The organism is Pseudomonas sp. R84 (assembly GCF_009834515.1).
Classification (GTDB): domain Bacteria; phylum Pseudomonadota; class Gammaproteobacteria; order Pseudomonadales; family Pseudomonadaceae; genus Aquipseudomonas.
In genome coordinates this window covers 4,481,399-4,504,131 of record NZ_CP019426.1, presented here as the reverse complement: position 1 = coordinate 4,504,131, position 22,733 = coordinate 4,481,399, and the positions used below count along the sequence as shown (strand labels likewise).

At 59.2% G+C, this 22,733-nt stretch carries 16 protein-coding genes; 11 read left to right on the top strand and 5 right to left on the bottom strand.

From position 1 onward, the window contains the following. Window positions 1-74: 74 nt before the first annotated feature. On the bottom strand, window positions 75-2,816 hold the full coding sequence (gene acnA / locus PspR84_RS19810; protein WP_160058830.1) for an aconitate hydratase AcnA: 2,742 nt from the start codon (window positions 2,814-2,816) through the stop codon (window positions 75-77). 222 nt (window positions 2,817-3,038) lie between these two features. Here acnA and rlmM point away from each other — a divergent pair, with 222 nt between their 5' ends. Both rlmM and tusA read left to right on the top strand, forming a co-directional pair. After that, on the top strand, window positions 3,039-4,112 hold the full coding sequence (gene rlmM / locus PspR84_RS19805; RefSeq protein ID WP_160058829.1) for a 23S rRNA (cytidine(2498)-2'-O)-methyltransferase RlmM: 1,074 nt from the start codon (window positions 3,039-3,041) through the stop codon (window positions 4,110-4,112). Window positions 4,113-4,277: 165 nt separating this feature from the next. Further along, the gene (gene tusA / locus PspR84_RS19800; protein WP_160058828.1) at window positions 4,278-4,529 is read left to right on the top strand and encodes a sulfurtransferase TusA; all 252 of its coding nucleotides are present in this window, start codon (window positions 4,278-4,280) and stop codon (window positions 4,527-4,529) included. Between the two features lie 135 nt (window positions 4,530-4,664). Here the strand turns inward: tusA and PspR84_RS19795 are convergent, their stop codons facing one another. Further along, window positions 4,665-6,074, bottom strand: coding sequence for an MATE family efflux transporter (locus PspR84_RS19795; protein ID WP_108225807.1), 1,410 nt, complete (start codon window positions 6,072-6,074; stop codon window positions 4,665-4,667). Between the two features lie 159 nt (window positions 6,075-6,233). On the opposite strand from PspR84_RS19795, the gene pdxB reads away from it, so the two are divergent. Next, a complete protein-coding gene (gene pdxB, locus PspR84_RS19790; RefSeq protein ID WP_160058827.1) occupies window positions 6,234-7,376 on the top strand; it encodes a 4-phosphoerythronate dehydrogenase PdxB in 1,143 nt (380 codons plus the stop codon). 167 nt (window positions 7,377-7,543) lie between these two features. On the opposite strand, the gene PspR84_RS19785 is transcribed toward pdxB, so the two are convergent. Further along, window positions 7,544-7,723: a PA1571 family protein gene (locus PspR84_RS19785; protein ID WP_160058826.1), complete on the bottom strand. Its 180-nt coding sequence runs from the start codon at window positions 7,721-7,723 to the stop codon at window positions 7,544-7,546. A gap of 255 nt (window positions 7,724-7,978) precedes the next feature. Between PspR84_RS19785 and PspR84_RS19780 the strand changes: the two genes are divergently transcribed. Beyond that, window positions 7,979-9,784, top strand: a complete 1,806-nt coding sequence (locus PspR84_RS19780) for an ABC transporter transmembrane domain-containing protein (RefSeq protein WP_160058825.1) — start codon at window positions 7,979-7,981, stop codon at window positions 9,782-9,784. Between the two features lie 82 nt (window positions 9,785-9,866). Here the strand turns inward: PspR84_RS19780 and PspR84_RS19775 are convergent, their stop codons facing one another. Beyond that, a complete protein-coding gene (locus PspR84_RS19775; protein WP_160058824.1) occupies window positions 9,867-11,795 on the bottom strand; it encodes a transglycosylase SLT domain-containing protein in 1,929 nt (642 codons plus the stop codon). A 214-nt stretch (window positions 11,796-12,009) separates the two neighbouring features. On the opposite strand from PspR84_RS19775, the gene PspR84_RS19770 reads away from it, so the two are divergent. Further along, window positions 12,010-13,932, top strand: coding sequence for an ATP-binding cassette domain-containing protein (locus PspR84_RS19770; RefSeq protein ID WP_160058823.1), 1,923 nt, complete (start codon window positions 12,010-12,012; stop codon window positions 13,930-13,932). Between the two features lie 172 nt (window positions 13,933-14,104). Here PspR84_RS19770 and PspR84_RS19765 read toward each other — a convergent pair whose 3' ends face one another. Beyond that, a complete protein-coding gene (locus tag PspR84_RS19765; protein WP_150708091.1) occupies window positions 14,105-14,542 on the bottom strand; it encodes a universal stress protein in 438 nt (145 codons plus the stop codon). 103 nt (window positions 14,543-14,645) lie between these two features. Between PspR84_RS19765 and PspR84_RS19760 the strand changes: the two genes are divergently transcribed. From PspR84_RS19760 to PspR84_RS19735, 6 genes are all read left to right on the top strand, one after another. Continuing rightward, a complete protein-coding gene (locus tag PspR84_RS19760; RefSeq protein ID WP_077573838.1) occupies window positions 14,646-15,083 on the top strand; it encodes a hypothetical protein in 438 nt (145 codons plus the stop codon). A gap of 518 nt (window positions 15,084-15,601) precedes the next feature. Next, window positions 15,602-17,749, top strand: a complete 2,148-nt coding sequence (fadB, locus tag PspR84_RS19755) for a fatty acid oxidation complex subunit alpha FadB (protein WP_034156439.1) — start codon at window positions 15,602-15,604, stop codon at window positions 17,747-17,749. A 32-nt stretch (window positions 17,750-17,781) separates the two neighbouring features. Continuing rightward, on the top strand, window positions 17,782-18,957 hold the full coding sequence (gene fadA, locus PspR84_RS19750; protein WP_007910465.1) for an acetyl-CoA C-acyltransferase FadA: 1,176 nt from the start codon (window positions 17,782-17,784) through the stop codon (window positions 18,955-18,957). Between the two features lie 98 nt (window positions 18,958-19,055). Beyond that, window positions 19,056-19,292 carry a DUF1653 domain-containing protein gene (locus PspR84_RS19745; protein WP_007910467.1) on the top strand — a complete coding sequence of 79 codons (237 nt, stop codon included), beginning with the start codon at window positions 19,056-19,058 and terminating at the stop codon, window positions 19,290-19,292. A 114-nt stretch (window positions 19,293-19,406) separates the two neighbouring features. Beyond that, the gene (gene topA, locus PspR84_RS19740) at window positions 19,407-22,037 is read left to right on the top strand and encodes a type I DNA topoisomerase (RefSeq protein WP_160058822.1); all 2,631 of its coding nucleotides are present in this window, start codon (window positions 19,407-19,409) and stop codon (window positions 22,035-22,037) included. A 143-nt stretch (window positions 22,038-22,180) separates the two neighbouring features. Next, window positions 22,181-22,705 (top strand): DUF6586 family protein, encoded by a 525-nt coding sequence (locus tag PspR84_RS19735; protein ID WP_007910470.1) that lies wholly within the window; start codon window positions 22,181-22,183, stop codon window positions 22,703-22,705. Window positions 22,706-22,733: the final 28 nt, after the last annotated feature.

Here is a 22,733-nt window from a genome sequence, read left to right as displayed (position 1 = left end):
ATCTTTTGACTTTGGCTTTTAAAAGCAAGATCAAAAGATCGCAGCCTGCGGCAGCTCCTACTTTGGTTTGTGCGTTACGAGGCGATCAATTGGCGCAGGACGTAATGCAAAATCCCGCCCGATTTGAAGTATTCCACCTCATTCAACGTATCGATCCGGCACAACACCTCGATCTTCTCTTGGCGCCCGTCCTCACGGGTAATCACCAGCGGCAGATTCATTCGCGGTGTCAGCTCGACGCCGGTGAGGCCCAGAATCTCGAAGGTTTCCTTGCCGGTCAGGTTTAGGCTCTTGCGGTTCTGATCAAGCTTGAACTGCAGCGGCAGCACACCCATGCCCACCAGATTGGAACGGTGGATCCGCTCGAAGCTTTCCGCGATCACCGCTTTCACGCCGAGCAAATTGGTGCCCTTGGCCGCCCAGTCACGGCTGGAACCGGTGCCGTACTCTTGCCCGGCAATCACCACCAGCGGTGTGCCCGAAGCCTGGTACTTCATCGCCGCATCGTAGATCGCCAGTTTCTCGCCGGTCGGAATGTAGATCGTGTTGCCACCTTCTTCACCGCCGAGCATTTCATTGCGAATACGGATGTTGGCGAAGGTGCCGCGCATCATCACTTCATGATTGCCGCGCCGTGAGCCGTAAGAGTTGAAGTCCCGTGGCTCCACGCCTTTTTCGCGCAGATAACGCCCGGCAGGGCTGTCAGCCTTGATGTTGCCGGCGGGGGAAATATGATCGGTGGTTACCGAGTCGCCGAGCAGGGCCAATACTCGTGCACCTTTGACGTCCTTGATGTCCGGCAGTGGGCCGGAGATATCGTCGAAGAAAGGCGGGTGCTGGATGTAGGTCGAATCGTCCTGCCACACGTAAGTCGCCGCTTGCGGAACCTCGATGGCCTGCCACTGCTCATCACCGGCAAACACTTCGGCGTATTCCTTATGGAACATCGCCGTGTTGACCTGATTGACCGCATCGGCGATCTCTTTACTCGATGGCCAGATATCGCGCAGGTACACCGGATTGCCTTGCTGGTCCTCGCCCAGCGGTTCGCTGCTGATATCGCTGCGCACACTGCCGGCCAAGGCATAGGCGACCACCAGCGGTGGCGAGGCCAGCCAGTTGGTTTTTACCAGTGGATGCACGCGGCCTTCGAAGTTGCGGTTACCGGACAGCACGGATGCCACGGTGAGGTCGGCTTTCTGGATGGCATTCTCGATCGGTTCCGGCAGCGGTCCGGAGTTGCCGATGCAGGTGGTGCAGCCATAGCCGACCAGGGAAAACCCGAGCCGGTCGAGATACTGCGTTAGCCCCGCCGCCTTGTAGTAGTCGGTGACCACTTTCGAACCCGGCGCCAGCGAACTCTTCACCCACGGTTTGCGGGTCAGGCCTTTCTCCACGGCTTTCTTCGCCAACAACCCGGCGGCCATCATCACGCTCGGGTTGGAGGTGTTGGTGCAGGAGGTAATTGCGGCGATGACCACCGCACCGTTTTTCAGGCGATAGGTGTGGCCTTCGTATTCGTAATCGGTTTCGCCGACCAGATCTGCATTGCCCACGGCGACGCCACCACCGCCCTCACTCTCCAGACGTCCTTCTTCCTTGCTGGTGGGTTTGAATTGCAGGTCGATGAAGTCGCTGAAGGCTTGCGGTACATTCGGCAGCGAGACGCGATCCTGTGGACGTTTCGGTCCGGCCAGGCTCGCTTCGACGCTGCCCATGTCCAGCGCCAAGCTGTCGGTGAACACCGGCTCCTGACCGGGCAGACGCCACAACCCCTGAGCCTTGGTGTACGCCTCGACCAGTTTCACCGTTTCTGGCGGCCGACCCGACAGGCGCAGGTATTCAAGCGTCACGTCGTCGACAGGGAAAAAACCGCACGTCGCGCCGTATTCCGGGGCCATGTTGGCGATGGTCGCGCGGTCGGCGAGCGGCAGATCAACGAGGCCGTCACCGTAGAACTCGACGAACTTGCCCACTACACCTTTCTTGCGCAGCATCTGCGTCACCGTCAGCACCAGGTCGGTGGCCGTGATGCCTTCCTTGAGTTTGCCGGTCAGTTTGAAACCGATCACTTCCGGAATCAGCATCGACACCGGTTGCCCGAGCATCGCCGCTTCCGCTTCGATCCCGCCGACGCCCCAGCCGAGTACGCCGAGGCCGTTGATCATGGTGGTGTGCGAGTCGGTACCGACCAGCGTGTCGGGGAACGCGTAGGTGCGGCCGTCTTCATCCTTGGTCCACACGGTGCGGCCGAGGTATTCGAGATTGACCTGATGGCAGATGCCGGTGCCCGGCGGCACCACGCTGAAGTTGTCAAAAGCGCTCTGGCCCCAACGCAGGAAGGCATAACGTTCGCCGTTGCGCTGCATTTCGATGTCGACGTTCTGCTCGAACGCGCTAGGCGTGGCGAATTTGTCGACCATCACCGAGTGGTCGATCACCAGATCCACCGGCGACAGCGGATTGATTCGCTGTGGATCGCCACCGGCCTTGGCCATCGCCGCACGCATCGCGGCGAGATCAACCACGGCGGGTACGCCGGTAAAATCCTGCATCAAGACGCGGGCCGGGCGGTACTGGATTTCAAGATCGGAGCGACGCTCCTTGAGCCACGCCGCAATCGCCTTGAGGTCGGCGCCGGTGACAGTTTTTTCATCTTCCCAGCGCAGCAGGTTTTCCAGCAGGACTTTCAGTGACATCGGTAACTTGTCGAGATCGCCCAGGCTTTTGGCGGCATCCGGCAAGCTGAAATAGTGGTAGGTCTTGTCGTCGATTTGCAGTGTTTTAAGGGTCTTCAGGCTATCGAGGGACGGCATTACGATCACTCCTTTGAATCCGCACGGCTACGGATTGAGGGGACGGGCAGAGCTATCAACGTAGCCCTGTTTTCATTAGCTGGCTAATAACTGGACTCTATGAGCGGAACCAAGGTTCCGACATCGGCTATCATGCGCCGGTTTTCGTGACAGGCTTTGCTGCAACGCAAGGTCTGGACATCGCGCAGTGGCCGAATGAACGCCCACTGCCCAGGAGTAAGAATGAACACCCTATTCATGCATTGCCGGCCAGGCTTCGAAGGCGAAGTCTGTTCGGAGATTTCCGACCTCGCCGCGCAACTCAACGTGGCCGGCTACGCTAAGGCCAAAGCGGCCACCGCCTTCGCCGAGTTTGTCTGCACCGAAGAAGACGGCGCCGAGCGCCTGATGCGCGGCCAGCGTTTCGCCGAATTGATCTTCCCGCGCCAATGGGCGCGCGGGGTATTCATCGATCTGCCGGAAACCGACCGCATCAGCGTGATTCTCGCGCACGTGGCCGAATTCCCGGTTTGCGGCAGCCTGTGGCTGGAAGTCGTCGACACCAACGACGGCAAGGAACTGTCGAACTTTTGCAAAAAATTTGAAGGCCCGTTGCGCAAGGCGCTGACCGGCGCCGGCAAACTGGTGGAGGACGCCAGCAAGCCGCGTCTGTTGCTGACCTTCAAGAGCGGTCGTGAAGTGTTTCTGGGGATGGCCGATGCCGGTAACTCGGCGATGTGGCCGATGGGTATTCCGCGCCTGAAGTTCCCGCGTGAGGCGCCAAGCCGTTCGACGCTGAAGCTGGAAGAGGCCTGGCACCACTTCATCCCGCGTGATCAGTGGGAAGATCGTCTGCACAGCGATATGACCGGCGTCGACCTCGGTGCCGCGCCAGGCGGCTGGACCTGGCAACTGGTCAATCGCGGCATGTTGGTGACTGCCATCGACAACGGCCCGATGGCTGAGAGCCTGATGGACACCGGTCTGGTCCAGCATTTGATGGCCGACGGTTTCACCTTCAAGCCCAAGCAACCGGTGGACTGGATGGTCTGCGACATCGTCGAGAAACCGGCGCGCAACGCCGCGATGCTTGAAGAGTGGATCGGCGAAGGGCATTGCCGCGAGGCGGTGGTCAACCTGAAGTTGCCGATGAAGCAGCGTTACGCCGAAGTGAAGCGCTTGCTCGAACGCATTGCCGATGGTTTCAAGGCGCGCGGGATCAAGGTCGATATCGGCTGCAAACAGCTGTATCACGACCGCGAAGAAGTGACCTGCCACCTGCGCAGGCATGACGTGAAGAAAACCAAAGCTCGCTGAAACACCGCAAAACCCCTGTAGGAGCTGCCGCAGGCTGCGATCTTTTGATCTTAAAAAGCAAAGATCGCAGCCTTCGGCAGCGCCTACATAGGGTGTGGCGTAACACCACAGATGACCGAATACCCGGCAATGCGCGACAATGCCGGCCAGTTTCAGGAGTGAATCATGAGTGAAATGATCGATACCCCGGTCGACGGCACCCTTGACGCCACCGGCCTCAATTGCCCGGAACCGGTGATGATGCTGCATCAACACATCCGTGACCTGGTACCTGGCGGCCTGCTCAAGGTGATCGCCACCGATCCGTCAACCAAACGCGATATCCCCAAATTCTGCGTGTTTCTCGACCACGAACTGGTGGGCCAGCACGAAGAGGCCGGTACCTATTTGTACTGGATCCGTAAGAAACACGCCTGAATCCCAGGCGAACGCAAAACCAAATGTGGGAGCGAGCCTGCTCGCGAAAGCGGTATCTCAGTCACTATTAATGGCGACTGATACACCGCATTCGCGAGCAGGCTCGCTCCCACATTTTTGTCTGGCGTAACGGATTTAACCCGCCGAACGACTGATCCGAATCCGCTTGCGCGCGCTACGCGTCAACCGAATCGACAGCATCAAAGCTGCACAGCTCAAGCCAACGATCAAACCTTGCCACAAGCCGCTAGGGCCGCGTGGCTCGCCGAGCCAGTCGGTCAGGCCGAGGGCATAGCCCACCGGCAAGCCAATGCCCCAATAGGCGAACAGGGTCAGGATCATCGTCACCCGCGTGTCCTGATAACCGCGCAGTGCGCCGGCAGCGGTCACCTGGATCGCGTCGGAAAACTGGAACAGCGCCGAATACACAATCAGCATCGCTGCAATGTGAATCACCGTCGGGTCAGCGGTGTAGATCGCCGCAATCGGCTCGCGCAGCAACAGCATCATGCTCGCCGACAGACAGGCGTAGGCCAGCGCGGTGCCCATACCGACGCCGGCAGCAAAACGTGCCTCGCGAGGTTCTTCTCGGCCCAGCGCCTGACCGACACGCACGGTTACAGCCATGCCCAGCGAATACGGAATCATGAACACCAGCGAACTGACGTTCAGCGCAATCTGGTGCCCGGCGACCACGGTGGCACCGAGGCTGCCGATCAACAGCGCAATCACGGCAAAAATGCTCGACTCGGCAAACACCGCGATACCGATCGGCAGACCAATCGCCAGCAGGCGTTTGATCACCACCCATTGCGGCCAGTCGAAACGGCTGAAAATTTCACTGGAACGATAAGCCGGCGCCCAGCGCTCATACCCGGCCAGCCCCAATGCCATCACCCACATCACAATCGCCGTGGCCCAGCCGCAACCAACGCCACCCATGGCCGGCACGCCGAAGTGGCCATAAATGAAGATGTAGTTCAGCGGAATGTTCAACGCCAGACCGCACAGACCCAGCACCATCGCCGGACGGGTACGGCCGATGCCGTCACTGGTGCAACGCAGTACGTGATAGAACGCCACCGCCGGCAGACCGCTGGCGATGCCGTGCAGGTATTGCATGCACGGGCCGATCAACTCGGGATCGACTTTCATCAGGTGCAGTACCGGCTCGGCGGCAACCAGCATCGCGGTCGCGATCAGTCCGACCACCAGCGCCAGCCACAGCGCCTGACGCACGAGCGGGCCGATTTCGCTATGGGTGCCAGCCCCAAAACGCTGGGCGACTTTCGGCGTGGTTGCCAGCAGAGTGCCGGTCATCAGCAGAAACACCGGCACCCAGATCGAGTTGCCCAGCGCCACCGCCGCCAGATCTTTCGGCCCGACGCGCCCGGCCATCACTGCATCGACGAAGCCCATGGCTGTGGTCGCCAGTTGCGCGATGATGATCGGCAACGCGAGGGCGAGAAGGTTCTTGAACTCCAGGCGAATCCGCGCGGGGCGGGTCAGGGAGACGGCGACAGGTTGGTCAGTTACAGAATTCACAGGCAAAGCGTCCACAGGTGTTGATGCGCAAGGCGCCGCATTCTACGCCGCTGACGCCTTGGTCAGGAAAAATCCTCTGTTGCGGATTTGTAAGCGCAAAGCCTGCTGGCCCGGCGACCGATCTGCACCTAAACTGCCGATCCGCCAAAGGAGCCCGCCATGCTGATTGTTGCCGACGAAAATATCCCGCTGCTCGATGCCTTTTTTGCCGGTTTCGGCGAGATCCGCCGGGTGCCGGGCCGTTCCATCGACCGTGCGACGGTCGAGCAGGCCGACGTGTTGCTCGTACGTTCGGTGACCAACGTCAACCGTGCGTTGCTTGAAGGCAGCAAGGTACGTTTTGTCGGCACTTGCACCATCGGTACGGATCATCTGGATCTCGATTACTTCAATGAGGTCGGCATCACCTGGTCGAGTGCGCCTGGCTGCAATGCCCGTGGCGTGGTTGATTACGTGCTGGGTAGCCTGATGACGCTTGCCGAAATCGAAGGCGTCGATCTTGCTCAACGGACCTATGGTGTCGTCGGTGCCGGTGAAGTGGGCGGGCGTCTGATCAAGGTCCTGAAGGGCTTTGGCTGGAATGTCAAAGTCTGCGATCCGCCGCGTCAGGCTGCCGAGGGCGGCGATTACGTCAGCCTTGAAGCGATCATCGAACAGTGCGACGTGATCAGTCTGCACACGCCGTTGACCCGCAGCGGTGACGGCGCGACCTGGCATCTGTTCGATCAGCAACGTTTGCAGCAGCTCAAGCCCGGCGCATGGCTGATCAACGCGGCCCGTGGTCCCGTGGTGGATAACCTTGCCCTGCGCGAAGTGTTGCTGGAGCGTGAAGACCTGCAAGCCGTTCTCGACGTCTGGGAGGCCGAACCGGAGGTTGATGTGGCGTTGGCCGAACTCTGCGTGCTGGCGACCCCGCACATTGCCGGTTACAGCCTCGACGGCAAACAGCGCGGAACGGCGCAGATTTATCAGGCGTATTGCGCATTCAGCGGCCAACCGGCAATTATTCAACTCAGTGATCTTTTGCCCGCACCGTGGTTGTCTGAAGTGACCCTGAATGCTGACAGCGATCCGGCTTGGGCGCTGGCGATGTTATGCCGTGGGGTGTACGACCCGCGCCGCGATGACGCGGATTTTCGCCGCAGCCTGGTAGGCAATGTCGGCGAGCAGCGTGCGGCGTTCGATGTGTTGCGCAAGCAGTATCCGGTGCGGCGCGAGATTGAAGGGCTGAAGGTGCGGATTGAAGGGGTATCGCCGGCGTTGGCGAAGATCGTCGCGGCGCTGGGGGCGGTGGCTGTCTAGAAGCCGAGTCGGCCCTTTCGCGAGCAGGCTCGCTCCCACAGGAGATCTTCAGCGAATAGAGGTCCATGTGGGAGCGAGCCTGCTCGCGAAGGGGGCGCCACAAATGCCGGATCTGCAGACAGAAAAAACCCGGTCAAAAGGACCGGGTCATGAAGACGGTGGCTATATCACTCTTGTTCGGCAGGCTTGACCAATCGCTTGTCCAGTTCGCGGCACGCGTCCTGGATCATGTCTTCAGTGATCGGTACTTCACGCCCATCCTTATCGATAATCGAGCAACCCAGAGTCTGGCCGGGCTTGGTGCGGATCACTTCAATTTTGTCTTCGCTGCTGTGTTGCAAGGACATGGCCTGTCTCCTCATCAGGTTGTGTGCCTAGGGTAAAACCGCCACGTGACCGGGCTGTGACAACTCCCTGCGGTCTGTCAGTGGGGGCATCTCCACTCAAACAGAAACGACCGCTCGTCTCAACCGGGACTTTAGACCAATAGTAACTATGGCCTAGTCTTTGGGGGCATATTTAACCTGACTCATTGTGATTTACAGAGTTCCGCCCCAAGAAGGTTTAGGCTAGCCCTTTCATCAACACGGATGTGTACCTGAATGACCCCGAAGCTTTCTTCCCGGCACCGGCGCGCCCTGCGTCTGACCAGCCGATTTCTGGCCCCTTATCGCTGGCAGGTCATCGGTGCGCTGCTGGCGTTGATCGTTACCGCTGCCGTCACGCTGTCGATGGGGCAGGGAATCAAACTGTTGGTCGACCGCGGCTTCATGACCCAGTCGCCGCATCAGCTCAACCAGAGCATCGGCATCTTCATGCTGATGGTACTGGGGCTGGCTGTCGGCACGTTCGCGCGGTTTTACTGGGTGTCGTGGATCGGCGAGCGTTGCGTGGCCGATATTCGCCGCGAGGTGTTCAACCATCTGGTTTATCTGCACCCCGGCTTCTATGAGAACAACCGCAGTTCGGAGATCCAGTCGCGGCTGACCGCCGATACAACGCTGCTGCAGTCGGTGATCGGCTCATCGCTGTCGATGTTCCTGCGTAACCTGCTGATGGTCATCGGCGGTGTCATTCTGTTGTTCGTGACCAACGCGAAACTCACCAGCATCGTGGTGATTGCCTTGCCGTTCGTGGTGGCACCGATCCTGATCTTCGGCCGGCGCGTGCGCAATCTGTCGCGATTGAGCCAGGACCGGGTGGCCGATATCGGCAGCTATGTGTCGGAAACCCTCGGCCAGATCAAAACCGTGCAGGCCTACAACCATCAGGTGCAGGATGAGCGCCGTTTTGCGACAACCGTCGAGGACGCGTTCGACACGGCGCGCAAACGCATCTTTCAGCGCTCATGGATGATCACCATGGTGATCGTGCTGGTGCTCGGCGCGGTGGCGGTGATGTTGTGGGTCGGCGGCATGGACGTGATTGCCGGGCGCATCACCGGTGGTGAACTGGCGGCGTTTGTTTTCTACAGTCTGATTGTCGGCAGCGCGATCGGCACCCTGAGTGAGGTGATTGGCGAATTGCAACGCGCGGCAGGTGCCGCCGAGCGCATCGCCGAACTGCTGGGGTCAGAAAACATCATCCAGCCGCCCACCACCGGGCTGGTGACCTTGCCGCAGCGCGTGCGCGGCGAGCTGCAATTGCAGGAAGTGCGTTTTTCCTACCCTTCACGTCCTGAAAGCTACGCCGTCAACGGCTTGAATCTGACCATCCGGGCCGGAGAGACACTGGCGCTGGTGGGGCCGTCCGGCGCCGGCAAGTCCACGGTATACGATTTGCTATTGCGCTTTTATGACCCTGTGGAAGGTCGGATCCTGATTGATGGCGTACCGCTGACCAGCCTCGATCCGCTGGACCTGCGCCGCCACTTCGCCTTGGTCTCGCAGTCGCCGGCGCTGTTTTTCGGCAGCGTTGAAGAGAATATTCGTTATGGCAATCCGGGGGCGACGCTGGAGCAGGTGAAGGAAGCGGCGAAAATCGCACACGCCCACGACTTCATCGAGAAAATGCCCAACGGTTACCAGACACATCTCGGCGATGGTGGCCTCGGCCTCTCCGGTGGCCAGCGTCAGCGTCTGGCGATCGCCCGGGCGTTATTGGTCGACGCGCCAATCCTGCTGCTGGACGAAGCCACCAGCGCCCTCGATGCGCAGAGCGAACACCTGATTCAGGAAGCCCTGCCGAGTCTGATGCAGAACCGCACCACGCTGGTGATTGCGCATCGACTGGCCACGGTGAAAAACGCTGACCGGATTGCAGTGATGGATCAGGGCAAACTTGTGGCTATTGGTACTCATCAGGAGCTGATTGCCAGCAATCCGCTGTATGCGCGGTTGGCAGCGTTGCAGTTCAATGATGGCAAGAGCGCGTCAACGAATCCTGTCACCGATCCTGCCATTCACTAAATAGCCGCTCAGGTTGTGCCCATAAAAAATGCCCGTATCTCGCGATACGGGCATTTTTCGTTAGTCGGCGTCAGTCAGGTGATCACTGATCGTCGAAGTAGCGCTCATGCCAATCCACCAGCGGCTGCGGTGAGTTGAGCTTCTGGCCGTAGATCACCGAGTACGACAGCACGTTCTGCACGTATTGACGGGTTTCGTCGAACGGGATGCTTTCGACCCAGACGTCGAAACTCAAGTGATCGGCGCCGCGCAGCCATTGGCGTACGCGACCCGGTCCGGCGTTGTAGGCGGCGGAGGCGAGGACGCGGTTGCCGTTGAACTGGCTGTGCACCTGGCTCAGGTAAGCGGCGCCGAGCTGGATGTTTTTGTCCGGATCCAGCACCTGCTGCGGAGAGGCCAGCGGGATGCTGAACTTGCGCGCGGTTTCCTTGGCGGTGCCGGGCATCAGTTGCATCAGGCCGCTGGCGCCGACGCCGGAGCGCGCGTCGTCCATGAAGGCGCTTTCCTGGCGGGTGATGGCAAACACCCAGCTCGAATGCAGACCACGCACCTTGGCTTCACGCACGAGCGTTTCGCGGTGGGCCATCGGGAAGCGGATATCCAGATCGTCCCAGTACTGCGCCTGACTGATGGTGCGGATCGCCGGAAAGTACCATTTCAGGTCGTAAGCCAGTTTCGCTTGGGCAACCATCTCATCGCGGTTGAAATGGCGGCTGACGTGATACCACTCGCGACGACCGTCGACGATCTGACCACGAGCATGGAATTCCAGCGCGCGGCGTACGCCCGGGGTGTTGCGCACCTTGTTGATCAGCGCCTGGCTAAGCACCAGTGGCTTGTTGTTCAGCGAGTAGGGCGATTGCGAGCGGTCGGCGGCGAGGAAACCATAAAAGTCACGTTCGCGCGCAAGGTTTTTGTACAGCGTTTGCGCTTCCGGGTTCTGCGGCTGGGCCAGTTCCAGACTGCGCGCCTGCCAGTAGCGCCAGCGGTTGGTGGTGGCCAGATCCTGCGGCAGACGGCGGGTCAACTGATAGGCGTCGTCCCAACGAGCCAGACGCAACAGCAGGCGCAAACGCCATTCGGAAACGGTGTTGTCGCGCAGTTCGGGGTCGTACTTGGTCATCACATCCAGCGCGCGGCTGTCGAAACGTCGAGCGAGGGTCAGGCCGATTTCCCGGGCGATCGCGACTTTTTCATCGCGGGAGAAATGCATGCTGCTGGCGTAGCCGTCGAGCAGGGCCATGGCCTTGTCTGGATCCTGACGCGCCAAGCGGCGCAGACCGAGGCTGACCACATCGGACATCGGCTCATCGGCCGGGGTGAAACGCGAAGTCTGATTGAGCAGCTCGGGTTTCTGCGCGACGTCGACCAGTAATCGGCCGCGCGGGGCGAGGGTGGTCAGGCCGTTGACCAGGCTGTTGGCCAGCGGATAGTTGCGAGCCTGAGCGGCGAGCTTGGTGCGCTCCCAGCGCTTCTGCTCGGTGAGCTGGCCGTCGGCAGCCCAGATGCCGAACAGTCCGTCACAGGCGGCAGGCTGCGATTTGCCGGTCAGCCACAGTTTGTCGGCGTTGGCATAGCCTTCGGCTTTTTTGTCGTGGGTGATCTGGTACTGCGCGTTGAGGCAGTCCAGTTCGGTGAAGTTGAGTTTCGGATCGTAATACTTGACGAAGGTCGCCCAGTCGCCACGGTCGGCGAGCCAGCGCAACCAGCGCAGTTTCATCCAGTTGGCCTGGGGCAGATCGCCGTGTTCGGCGAGGAATTTTTCGATTTCCGCATTGCTCGCGGTTTTCAGGCGCGCGGTCAGTTCGTCGTAGGCCAGGTACGGTTCCAGCGGGTAATCGGCCAGTGCCTGGCTGTAACGGAAATACGGGCCGGTATCGCCCTTGGCCAAAGCGCGCTTGGCTTCATCGTAATACTGGCGTTGGGTGGACAGGTCCACCGCCTGGGCGGATTGAGCGGCAGCGGCGGTAAGTAGCAAGCAGGACAAGACACTGAAAAGGCGACTGCGCATGAGACATCCGGGCAGAGAAATCATGACAAGTGCCGACACGAATCAGCACTGAATTGTCTGTAGCTTAGCCTTTTGCCAGCAAGCGGCGAAAGCTTTGCGGGCCTCGCAGCACAAGTTCGCAACAAATGTTGTGCAGAGTGCTTCGACAGACAAATTGCCGGCCTGCTGAGGTCCTAACTCAGGTAGAATGCGCGCCCGGTTTTTGGAGAAGCTCATGACCCTGCTCAAATTCAGCGATGTGTCCCTTGCGTTCGGCGCTATGCCGTTGTTGGACAAGGTGTCCTGGCAGATCGCCCGTGGTGAGCGGGTGTGCATCATCGGCCGCAACGGCACTGGCAAGTCCAGCATGATGAAACTGGTCAAGGGCGACCAGAAGCCCGATGAAGGCTCGGTGTGGCGTGCCCCCGGTCTGAAAATCGGCGAATTGCCGCAAGAACTTCCGGTGGCCGACGATCGGACGGTGTTCGACGTGGTCGCTGAAGGCCTTGATGGCGTGGGTGCGTTGCTCGCCGAGTACCATCACCTCGCGCAGAACTGCGTCACTGAAGATGACCTGAACAAGCTGATGCACGTTCAGCAGGACCTCGAAGCCCGTGATGGCTGGCGTTTGCAGACTCTGGTCGAAAGCACCTTGAGCCGTCTGCAACTGCCGGCCGACAAGACCCTCGCCCAGTTGTCCGGCGGCTGGCGTCGTCGCGTGCTGCTGGCGCAGGCGCTGGTGTCCGAGCCGGATCTGCTGCTGCTCGACGAACCGACCAACCACCTGGACATCGGTGCTATTGCCTGGCTCGAAGAAGCGCTGAAAGATTTCCAGGGCGCCGTGCTGTTCATCACGCACGACCGTTCCTTCCTGCAAAACCTCGCCACGCGCATCCTCGAACTGGATCGCGGCGGCCTGATCGACTGGAACGGCGACTACGCCAGTTTCCTCGTGCACAAAGAAGCCGCGCTGGCCGCTGAAGAGACCGCCAACGCGCTGTTCGACAAGAAACTGGCCCAGGAAGAGGTCTGGATCCGTCAGGGCATCAAGGCGCGCCGCACCCGTAACGAAGGCCGCGTCCGCGCCCTGAAAGCCCTGCGCGTTGAGCGCAGCGAGCGTCGCGAGCGCACTGGCAAGGCCAACATTCAGCTGGACACTGCCGACAAGTCCGGCAAGCAGGTGATGGTCCTCGAGAACGTGAGTTTCGCTCACCCGGGCGGCCCGTTCCTGATCAAGGACTTCTCGATGGTGCTGACGCGCGGCGACCGTATCGGTCTGCTCGGCGCCAACGGTACCGGCAAGACCACTCTGCTGAAACTGATGCTCAGTGGTCTGCAGCCGACCAGCGGCAAAGTGGAAGAGGGCACGCGGATCGACGTGGCCTACTTCGACCAGTTGCGTCATCAGCTGGATCTGGAAAAGACCGTGATCGACAACGTCGCCGAAGGTCGCGACTTCATCGATATCGACGGCCAGAGCCGTCACGTGCTGAGCTACCTCGGCGACTTCCTGTTCAGCCCGCAGCGTGCCCGCACGCCGGTCAAGGCGTTGTCGGGTGGTGAGCGTGCGCGTCTGTTGCTGGCCAAACTGTTCAGTAAACCGGCGAACCTGCTGGTGCTCGACGAACCGACCAACGACCTTGATGTGGAAACCCTCGAGCTGCTCGAAGAAGTGCTGCTGACTTTCAACGGCACCGTGCTGATGGTCAGCCACGACCGGGCATTCCTCGACAACGTGGTCACCAGTACCTTGGTCTTCGAAGGTGAAGGCAAGGTGCGTGAATACGTCGGCGGCTATCAGGACTGGATCCGTCAGGGTGGTTCGCCGCGTCTGTTGGGCGTGACTGAAAGCAAGTCGGGTAAGGCTGATCTGAATTCGGCGGTGGTTACTGCAGAGCCCGCAGTGGTCGCAGCGCCTGCGGCAGCTGCTCCGGCGGCGAAGAAAAAGCTGAGCTACAAACTGCAGCGTGAGCTGGAAGCGTTGCCGGGCGATATCGACGCCAAGGAACAGCAGATTGCCGCAGTGGAGGCCGAGATGGCTGACGGCGGTTTCTATCAGCGTCCACCGGCTGAAACAGCCAAGGTGATTGCTTCGCTGGAGCAGTTGCAGGCTGAGCTGGATGCGTTGATGGAACGTTGGGCCGAGCTGGATGCCTGATTGATCCGGATGTGAAAAAGCCCGGCGTTCAGTGATGAACGCCGGGCTTTTCATATTCGGGTGGAGACCCAATGTGGGAGCGAGCCTGCTCGCGAATGCGGTGTGTCAGGCGGCATTAATGCTGTGTGCCGACGCCTTCGCGAGCAGGCTCGCTCCCACAATGATCAGTGTTTCAGCGTTTGACCAGGTGGACGGCGAGGACGTCGCATGGCGCGCCGTGCAGCACGTCATTCGCGGTCGAGCCGAGCAACAGCGCCAGACCATGTCGGCCATGGCTGCCGACCACGATCAGATCGCACGTTTGTTCTTTGGCGAAATGATGGATTTCCTGGCGTGGCTGGCCGTAGGTCAGGTGGCAGTTTGCGCCTTCAAGCTCAGTGTACTTTTGTTTCAAACGCTCAAGGCGTTCCTTGGCCTGATCGAACTGCTGTTGTTGCAGTTGTGACAGATCCATCGGTACGTCGCCGCCGAACGCCATGGCCATAGGTTCGACGATATGCACCAGCGAAAGCTTGGCGCCATTGCTCACCGACAGCTCTCGGGCGCGGTGAATCACAGGGTCGCACTCTTCGGTCAGATCTACGGCGACCAGGATATGGTGGTAGGGCATGAGGTGCTCCTCGTGAGGTTTCAATATTGTTAAGTATGGCTGGTTTCAAGCGCATTGGTTCCAAAGTGACACAATGCGCTCACCGAGAATTGAGAATAGAGATATGACGGTCTGGTTGGTGGTGTCAATCCTGCTGGTGGTTTTAAGTCCGCTGGCGTGGTTGCGCCCATCGCGCGCGCAAAGCGGTCGCATCGCCCTGCGCATGGAGGCGCGGCGCATTGGCCTGGCCATGCAACTGGCGCCTCAGGAATGGCCGCACTGGCTGGCGCAAGAGCCACCAAACCCGTGCGCGCAGTATCATCGGCCGCGCCGTGGCAAGTCGCCTGCCTGCTGGACTTACTGGCAGAAAACGCCGGGTATCTGGGTTAATCAGTGGCAGGAAGTCTGCGAAGATCGCGCGCTGCTCAATCATTTCGAAAAGTTGCCGGGCAATGTTTTCAAAGTCGAGGCAGACAAGCAGATGATCGCCTTGTATTGGGGCGAGAAGGGCGACGCCACGGTTTTGCTGGATATCGATGCCACTCTGAAAGCGCTGGCGTGACGCGCGGACTTTTCCCACTGCAACGGTGGGGAGCGTCCGGCAGACGAGCAATAAAAAGCCCGACATGATTCATCGGGCGGGGTTGGCCAGGCAGGCCGGAAACTCTTTTGATGTTGACTCGGTCAGCGACATCTCCGTGCAGTCACTCCAGCGTAGCCCTTTAAACAATGGCTGCGGCGAATTAGGGCGACTTTTCTAACTATTGATTCTATGAATGACTTCACATGCAGATGCGTGTTGCGGGTCTTCGTCTTACAGAAATGACCGCAAAGTCGCTTTTCAACCCGTATTTTGGGCGATTGACAATTGTCGGAAATTCCGTGAAGGTGACGTACCCAAATCAAACGGGCGTATGAATTGAGCGTTTGTCTTACAGACTGCTCCTACAGAATCCCGACTATCGCGTTGGCGGGTGTGCCGGGTGGATTGGCGTTAGCATCGACGAAAAAGCGTCCTGCCGAGCCATTCGCCTGCGTCCGACGTGTACTGTTCAGCTTCCATATCGTGGAGATCAGTTGATGATTTACGAAGGTAAAGCCATCACGGTTAAAGCTCTTGAAAGTGGCATCGTCGAATTGAAATTCGACCTCAAGGGTGAGTCCGTCAACAAGTTCAACCGTCTAACCCTGAACGAACTGCGTCAGGCGGTGGACACCATCAAGGCAGATGCTTCGATCAAGGGCGTGATCGTCAGCAGTGGCAAGGACGTGTTCATCGTCGGCGCCGACATCACCGAATTTGTCGACAACTTCAAGCTGCCGGATGCCGAGCTGGTTGCTGGCAATCTCGAAGCCAACAAGATCTTCAGCGATTTCGAAGACCTCAACGTCCCAACCGTAGTGGCCATTAATGGCATCGCACTGGGCGGCGGTCTGGAAATGTGCCTGGCGGCTGACTATCGCGTCATGTCGACCAAGGCCAAGATCGGTCTGCCGGAAGTCAAGCTGGGCATCTACCCGGGCTTCGGCGGTACCGTGCGTCTGCCGCGCCTGATCGGTGTCGACAACGCCATCGAATGGATTGCCTCCGGTAAGGAAAACCGTCCTGAAGACGCCCTGAAAGTCAGCGCCGTCGACGCCGTGGTTGCACCGGAGAAGCTGCAGGAAGCGGCTCTTGAACTGATCAAGCGCGCCATTTCCGGCGAGTTCGACTTCAAGGCCAAGCGTCAGCCGAAACTTGAAAAACTCAAGCTGAACGCCATTGAACAAATGATGGCTTTCGAAACCGCCAAGGGTTTCGTGGCAGGCCAGGCTGGCCCGAACTACCCGGCGCCGGTTGAAGCAATCAAAACCATCCAGAAAGCCGCGAACTTCGGTCGTGACAAAGCGCTGGAAGTCGAAGCCGCCGGTTTCGTCAAACTGGCCAAGACCTCTGCCGCGCAGAGCTTGATCGGTCTGTTCCTGAACGATCAGGAACTCAAGAAAAAGGCCAAGGCCTACGACGAAATCGCCAAAGACGTGAAGCAGGCCGCTGTACTCGGCGCCGGCATCATGGGTGGCGGTATCGCTTATCAATCGGCCTCCAAAGGTACGCCGATCCTGATGAAGGACATCAACGAGCACGGCATCGAGCAAGGTCTGGCTGAAGCCGCCAAGCTGCTGGTTGGCCGCGTTGATAAAGGTCGCATGACGGCTGCGAAAATGGCTGAAGTGCTCAACGCCATTCGTCCGACCCTGTCCTACGGCGACTTCGGTCATGTCGATCTGGTCGTCGAAGCTGTGGTCGAGAACCCGAAGGTCAAGCAAGCCGTACTGGCTGAAGTCGAAGGCCAGGTCAAAGAGGACACCATCCTCGCGTCCAACACCTCGACCATTTCCATCAGCCTGCTGGCCAAGGCCCTCAAGCGTCCGGAAAACTTCGTCGGCATGCACTTCTTCAACCCGGTGCACATGATGCCGCTAGTGGAAGTCATCCGTGGCGAGAAGTCGAGTGAGCTGGCGGTTGCCACCACCGTTGCCTACGCCAAGAAAATGGGCAAGAACCCGATCGTCGTCAACGACTGCCCGGGCTTCCTGGTCAACCGCGTGCTGTTCCCGTACTTCGGCGGTTTCGCCAAGCTGGTCAGTGCCGGTGTGGACTTCGTCCGTATCGACAAGGTCATGGAAAAATTCGGCTGGCCGATGGGCCCGGCGTACCTGATGGACGTGGTCGGCATCGACACCGGTCACCACGGTCGTGACGTCATGGCTGAAGGTTTCCCGGATCGCATGAAGGATGACCGTCGTTCGGCCATCGACGTGCTGTACGAAGCCAAGCGCCTGGGTCAGAAAAACGGCAAGGGCTTCTACGCCTACGAGGCCGACAAGAAAGGCAAGCAGAAGAAAGTCGCCGATCCATCGGTACTGGAAGTGCTCAAGCCGATCGTTTACGAGCAGCGCGAAGTCACTGACGAAGACATCATCAACTGGATGATGATCCCGCTTTGCCTGGAAACCGTGCGTTGCCTGGAAGACGGCATCGTTGAAACTGCCGCCGAAGCCGACATGGGTCTGGTCTACGGTATCGGTTTCCCTCCATTCCGTGGCGGTGCGCTGCGCTACATCGATTCGATCGGTGTTGCCGAGTTCGTTGCCCTGGCTGACCAGTACGCTGATTTGGGCGCGCTGTACCACCCGACCGCGAAACTGCGTGAAATGGCCAAAACCGGCCAACGGTTCTTCGGTTAAGCGTCCCAACTTTTGAGCGAGAGTGAAATTTTATGAGCTTGAATCCAAGAGACGTCGTGATTGTCGACTTCGGTCGTACTCCGATGGGCCGCTCCAAGGGCGGCATGCACCGCAACACCCGCGCCGAAGACATGTCGGCGCACCTGATCAGCAAACTGCTGGAACGCAACGCCAAGGTCGATCCTGCTGAAGTCGAGGACGTGATCTGGGGCTGCGTCAACCAGACCCTGGAGCAGGGCTGGAACATCGCGCGCATGGCGTCGCTGATGACCCAGATCCCGCACACCTCGGCCGGCCAGACTGTCAGCCGTCTGTGTGGCTCGTCGATGAGCGCGCTGCACACCGCTGCGCAAGCGATCATGACCGGCAACGGTGACGTGTTCGTGGTTGGCGGCGTCGAGCATATGGGCCACGTGAGCATGATGCACGGTGTCGATCCGAACCCGCACATGTCGCTGTACGCGGCGAAAGCCTCGGGCATGATGGGCCTGACCGCGGAAATGCTCGGCAAAATGCACGGCATCACTCGCGAGCAGCAAGACGCCTTCGGCGTGCGTTCCCACCAGTTGGCCCACAAGGCAACCGTGGAAGGCAAGTTCAAAGACGAAATCATCCCGATGCAGGGCTACGACGAGAACGGTTTCCTGAAGCTGTTCGACTATGACGAAACCATTCGTCCGGAAACCACCCTGGAAAGTCTGGCGGCCCTCAAGCCTGCCTTCAATCCAAAGGGCGGCACCGTGACTGCCGGTACTTCGTCGCAGATCACCGATGGTGCTTCGTGCATGATCGTGATGTCGGCGCAACGTGCACAGGACCTGGGTATCCAGCCAATGGCGGTTATCCGTTCGATGGCAGTGGCGGGTGTGGATCCGGCAATCATGGGCTATGGTCCAGTTCCGGCGACACAAAAAGCCTTGAAGCGCGCGGGCCTTGGCATCAACGATATCGACTTCTTCGAGCTCAACGAAGCTTTCGCCGCACAGGCCTTGCCAGTGCTGAAAGATCTGAAAGTGCTCGACAAGATGAACGAGAAGGTTAACCTGCACGGCGGCGCGATCGCCTTGGGTCACCCGTTCGGTTGCTCCGGTGCCCGTATTTCCGGCACCTTGCTGAACGTGATGAAGCAGAATAGCGGCACCTTCGGGGTGGCCACTATGTGCATTGGTCTCGGCCAAGGCATCTCCACCGTCTTCGAACGCGTTTAAGCGTCTCGTCGATGGAAGCCGGGGCCAAGTGCCCCGGTTTTTGTTTTTGTGGATTTATTTTGTTTTTATTTTGAAAAAATTTGAGTGAGGGCCAAACCATGCCGATACAACCTGGGCTCTACCAACATTACAAAGGTCCGCAGTACCGCGTATTCAGTGTTGCGCGGCATTCCGAGACCGAAGAAGAAGTGGTCTTTTACCAAGCCCTGTATGGCGATTACGGCTTTTGGGTGCGCCCTCTGAGCATGTTTCTCGAGTCAGTCGAGGTTGACGGCGAGCAGGTGCCACGCTTTGCTTTGGTGCAAGCCGAACCGAGCCTTTTTTCCAAGGCATGAGGCGAGTGCGCACAGAACCCTGTGCTTGACCTCACCTTGTATCAACTATATATAGCGGTGCCGCGTCAGGCGCCAACCGCCTTTCACTTCTAGAATTCAGGAATTTTCTGATCCATGGGCAAATCGCTGGTCATTGTGGAATCCCCGGCTAAGGCCAAGACCATCAACAAGTATCTGGGTAACCAATACGTGGTGAAGTCGAGTATCGGCCATATCCGAGACCTGCCCACCAGCGGTTCGGCTAGCGCCAGCAAAGAGCCAGCCGCCAAGCGCGGCAAGGCTGCTGCGGGCGAAGGTCCGGTGCTCTCGCCGAAAGAGAAAGCGCGCAAGCAGCTGGTCTCGCGTATGGGTGTCGATCCCGATCATGGCTGGAAAGCCAAGTACGAGATCCTCCCGGGTAAAGAGAAGGTCATCGAAGAGCTGCGCCGGCTCGCCAAAGATGCTGACACCATCTATCTCGCAACCGACTTGGATCGCGAGGGGGAAGCCATTGCCTGGCACCTGCGCGAAGCCATCGGTGGTGACGACAGCCGCTACAAACGCGTGGTGTTCAACGAAATCACCAAGAAGGCGATTCAGGAAGCCTTCTCGGAACCGGGCGAGCTGGACATCGATCGTGTCAACGCTCAGCAGGCGCGTCGTTTCCTCGACCGCGTTGTCGGCTACATGGTTTCGCCGCTGCTGTGGGCAAAGATTGCCCGTGGCCTGTCCGCTGGCCGTGTGCAATCGGTTGCCGTGAAGCTGGTGGTCGAGCGTGAGCGCGAAATTCGTGCGTTCAACCCGGAAGAGTACTGGGAAGTGCATGCCGACCTCGGCACCGCCAAAGGCTCGACCGTGCGTTTCGAAGTAGCTCGCGAGAAAGGCGAAGCCTTCAAGCCGCTCAACGAAGCTCAGGCCATGACCGCGCTGGAGAAACTCAAGTCTTCCAGCTACAGCATCGTCAAACGCGAAGACAAGCCGACCAGCAGCAAGCCTTCGGCGCCATTCATCACGTCCACTTTGCAACAGGCTGCGAGTAACCGTCTGGGCTTCGGCGTGAAGAAAACCATGATGATGGCCCAGCGTCTGTACGAAGCTGGCTACATCACTTACATGCGTACCGACTCGACCAACCTCTCGGCCGATGCCGTGGCCATGGCGCGCACTTACATTGAAGACGAGTTCGGCAAGAAGTACCTGCCGGAAACGCCAAACGTCTACAGCAGCAAAGAAGGCGCGCAAGAGGCTCACGAAGCGATCCGTCCTTCCGACGCAAACACCACGCCGAGCAAGCTCGCAGGCATGGAGCGTGACGCTGAACGCCTCTACGAGCTGATCTGGCGCCAGTTCCTCGCTTGCCAGATGCTGCCAGCGCAATACCTGTCGACCACTGTCAGCGTCGGCGCTGGCGATTTCGAGCTGCGCGCCAAGGGCCGTATCCTCAAGTTCGACGGTTACACCCGCGTCATGCCGCAGATTGCCAAGCCAGGCGACGATGACGTTCTGCCTGATATGGCGCAGGGCGACGTTATGAAGCTGATCAAGCTTGATCCATCGCAGCACTTCACCAAGCCGCCGGCGCGTTACTCGGAAGCCAGCCTGGTTAAAGAAATGGAAAAACGTGGCATCGGTCGTCCTTCGACTTACGCTGCGATCATTTCGACCATTCAGGATCGCGGCTACGTGACCCTGCACAACCGTCGTTTCTACTCGGAAAAGATGGGCGACATCGTCACCGAGCGTCTGTCGGAAAGCTTCTCCAACCTCATGGACTACGGCTTCACTGCCGGCATGGAAGAGAACCTCGATGACGTGGCGCAGGGCGAGCGTGACTGGAAAAGCGTGCTGGACGAGTTCTACGGCGATTTCAAAAAGAAACTCGAAGTAGCCGAAAACCCTGAAAGCGGCATGCGCGCCAACCAGCCGGTCATGACCGACATCCCGTGCACGACCTGTGGTCGTCCGATGCAGATTCGTACTGCGTCCACCGGCGTGTTCCTCGGTTGCTCGGGCTACAGCCTGCCGCCGAAAGAACGCTGCAAGGCCACCGTCAACCTGGTGCCGGGCGACGAGATCGCTGCGGACGACGAAGGTGAGTCGGAATCGCTGGTTCTGCGCGGCAAGCATCGGTGCCCGATTTGCAGCACGGCGATGGACGCTTATCTGCTCGACGAGAAGCGCAAGCTGCACATCTGCGGTAACAACCCGGATTGCGCCGGCTACGAAATCGAAGAGGGCAGCTATCGCATCAAGGGCTACGAAGGTCCGAGCCTGGAATGCGACAAGTGCGGCAGCGAGATGCAGCTCAAGACTGGCCGTTTCGGCAAGTTCTTCGGTTGCACCAACCCTGAGTGCAAGAACACCCGCAAACTGTTGAAAAGCGGTGATGCAGCGCCGCCGAAGATGGATCCGGTGAAGATGCCTGAGCTGAAATGCGAAAAGGTCAACGACACCTACATCCTCCGTGACGGTGCCTCTGGTCTGTTCCTGGCCGCCAGCCAGTTCCCGAAAAACCGTGAGACCCGAGCTCCGCTGGTGATCGAGATTGTGCCGCACAAGGACGAAATCGATCCGAAGTACCACTTCCTCTGCGACGCGCCAAAGAAGGATCCTGACGGTCTGCCAGCGGTCATCCGCTACAGCCGTAAGACCAAGGAGCAATACGTGCAGACCGAAGTCGACGGCAAGCCTACCGGTTGGAAGGCGTACTTCGACGGCGGCAAGTGGACGGTTGAAGACAAGCGTACGAAGGCCAAAGCTGAATAAGCATTAGCCTGATACTGAAAGGCCGCATGAGAACCCTTGGGTTTTCAGGCGGCCTTTTTGTTTTGTGCTTGCGGTGGGATCGGCTGATCCACGACACTGTCCGGCCTGTGTGAAGCAATTATTTCGTTGTGGAGAGCGCCGTCATGGCTCACGAACTCTATACCCGCACCAATCAGAAGATCTATTTCGCCGGCCTGTCGCTCGAAGCCTTGGCTCGTGCTGAAGAAGGGCGTGCGATGAATTCTCTGGCGCTGATTCAGGCTGGGCGTGAATCGGCGCTGTTTCACCTGTACGGCGCCTTGCTGGGGCTTTGTCATGAGATCGCGGGCTTCTATCGTCTGCCGCAGGCCAATGCGCCGCGGGCCGAGATGCTGCTGACGCGTGAAGTGCTGGAGTCGATCGCAATTCCCGAACTGGCCGAAATGGTTGAGTTGGCGGGCAATTCGGAAACCTGGTTGGCAAAACTGCTGGCAGCGCATTCGGCGCTGTTTCAACCGCCACGAGTGCCGCACAAGCCGAAGGGTGATGTGACGCAACCGTTGATTCAGGCGATTAATCTGGACGAAGAAGAAGCGCCAGAAGAGTTGAGTCGAGAGGAGCTGGAGAGCTGGCGGCAGAACTTGAAAGGTCTGGCGATACGTTTCCGCGAAGGCTTGAACGAGTGCTGAGGGCGATTGACACGGTGGCAATCTGAAA

Bases quoted from the DNA above. Each gene is read 5' to 3' on its own strand.
- PspR84_RS19765 (WP_150708091.1), bottom strand. From the start codon at position 14,542: ATGCCCTACCACCATATCCTGGTCGCCGTAGATCTGACCGAAGAGTGC.
- PspR84_RS19785 (WP_160058826.1), bottom strand. From the start codon at position 7,723: ATGTCCTTGCAACACAGCAGCGAAGACAAAATTGAAGTGATCCGCACC.
- tusA (WP_160058828.1), top strand. From the start codon at position 4,278: ATGAGTGAAATGATCGATACCCCGGTCGACGGCACCCTTGACGCCACC.
- fadB (WP_034156439.1), top strand. From the start codon at position 15,602: ATGATTTACGAAGGTAAAGCCATCACGGTTAAAGCTCTTGAAAGTGGC.
- rlmM (WP_160058829.1), top strand. From the start codon at position 3,039: ATGAACACCCTATTCATGCATTGCCGGCCAGGCTTCGAAGGCGAAGTC.
- fadA (WP_007910465.1), top strand. From the start codon at position 17,782: ATGAGCTTGAATCCAAGAGACGTCGTGATTGTCGACTTCGGTCGTACT.
- topA (WP_160058822.1), top strand. From the start codon at position 19,407: ATGGGCAAATCGCTGGTCATTGTGGAATCCCCGGCTAAGGCCAAGACC.
- PspR84_RS19745 (WP_007910467.1), top strand. From the start codon at position 19,056: ATGCCGATACAACCTGGGCTCTACCAACATTACAAAGGTCCGCAGTAC.
- PspR84_RS19770 (WP_160058823.1), top strand. From the start codon at position 12,010: ATGACCCTGCTCAAATTCAGCGATGTGTCCCTTGCGTTCGGCGCTATG.
- PspR84_RS19760 (WP_077573838.1), top strand. From the start codon at position 14,646: ATGACGGTCTGGTTGGTGGTGTCAATCCTGCTGGTGGTTTTAAGTCCG.
- acnA (WP_160058830.1), bottom strand. From the start codon at position 2,816: ATGCCGTCCCTCGATAGCCTGAAGACCCTTAAAACACTGCAAATCGAC.
- PspR84_RS19775 (WP_160058824.1), bottom strand. From the start codon at position 11,795: ATGCGCAGTCGCCTTTTCAGTGTCTTGTCCTGCTTGCTACTTACCGCC.
- PspR84_RS19735 (WP_007910470.1), top strand. From the start codon at position 22,181: ATGGCTCACGAACTCTATACCCGCACCAATCAGAAGATCTATTTCGCC.
- pdxB (WP_160058827.1), top strand. From the start codon at position 6,234: ATGCTGATTGTTGCCGACGAAAATATCCCGCTGCTCGATGCCTTTTTT.
- PspR84_RS19780 (WP_160058825.1), top strand. From the start codon at position 7,979: ATGACCCCGAAGCTTTCTTCCCGGCACCGGCGCGCCCTGCGTCTGACC.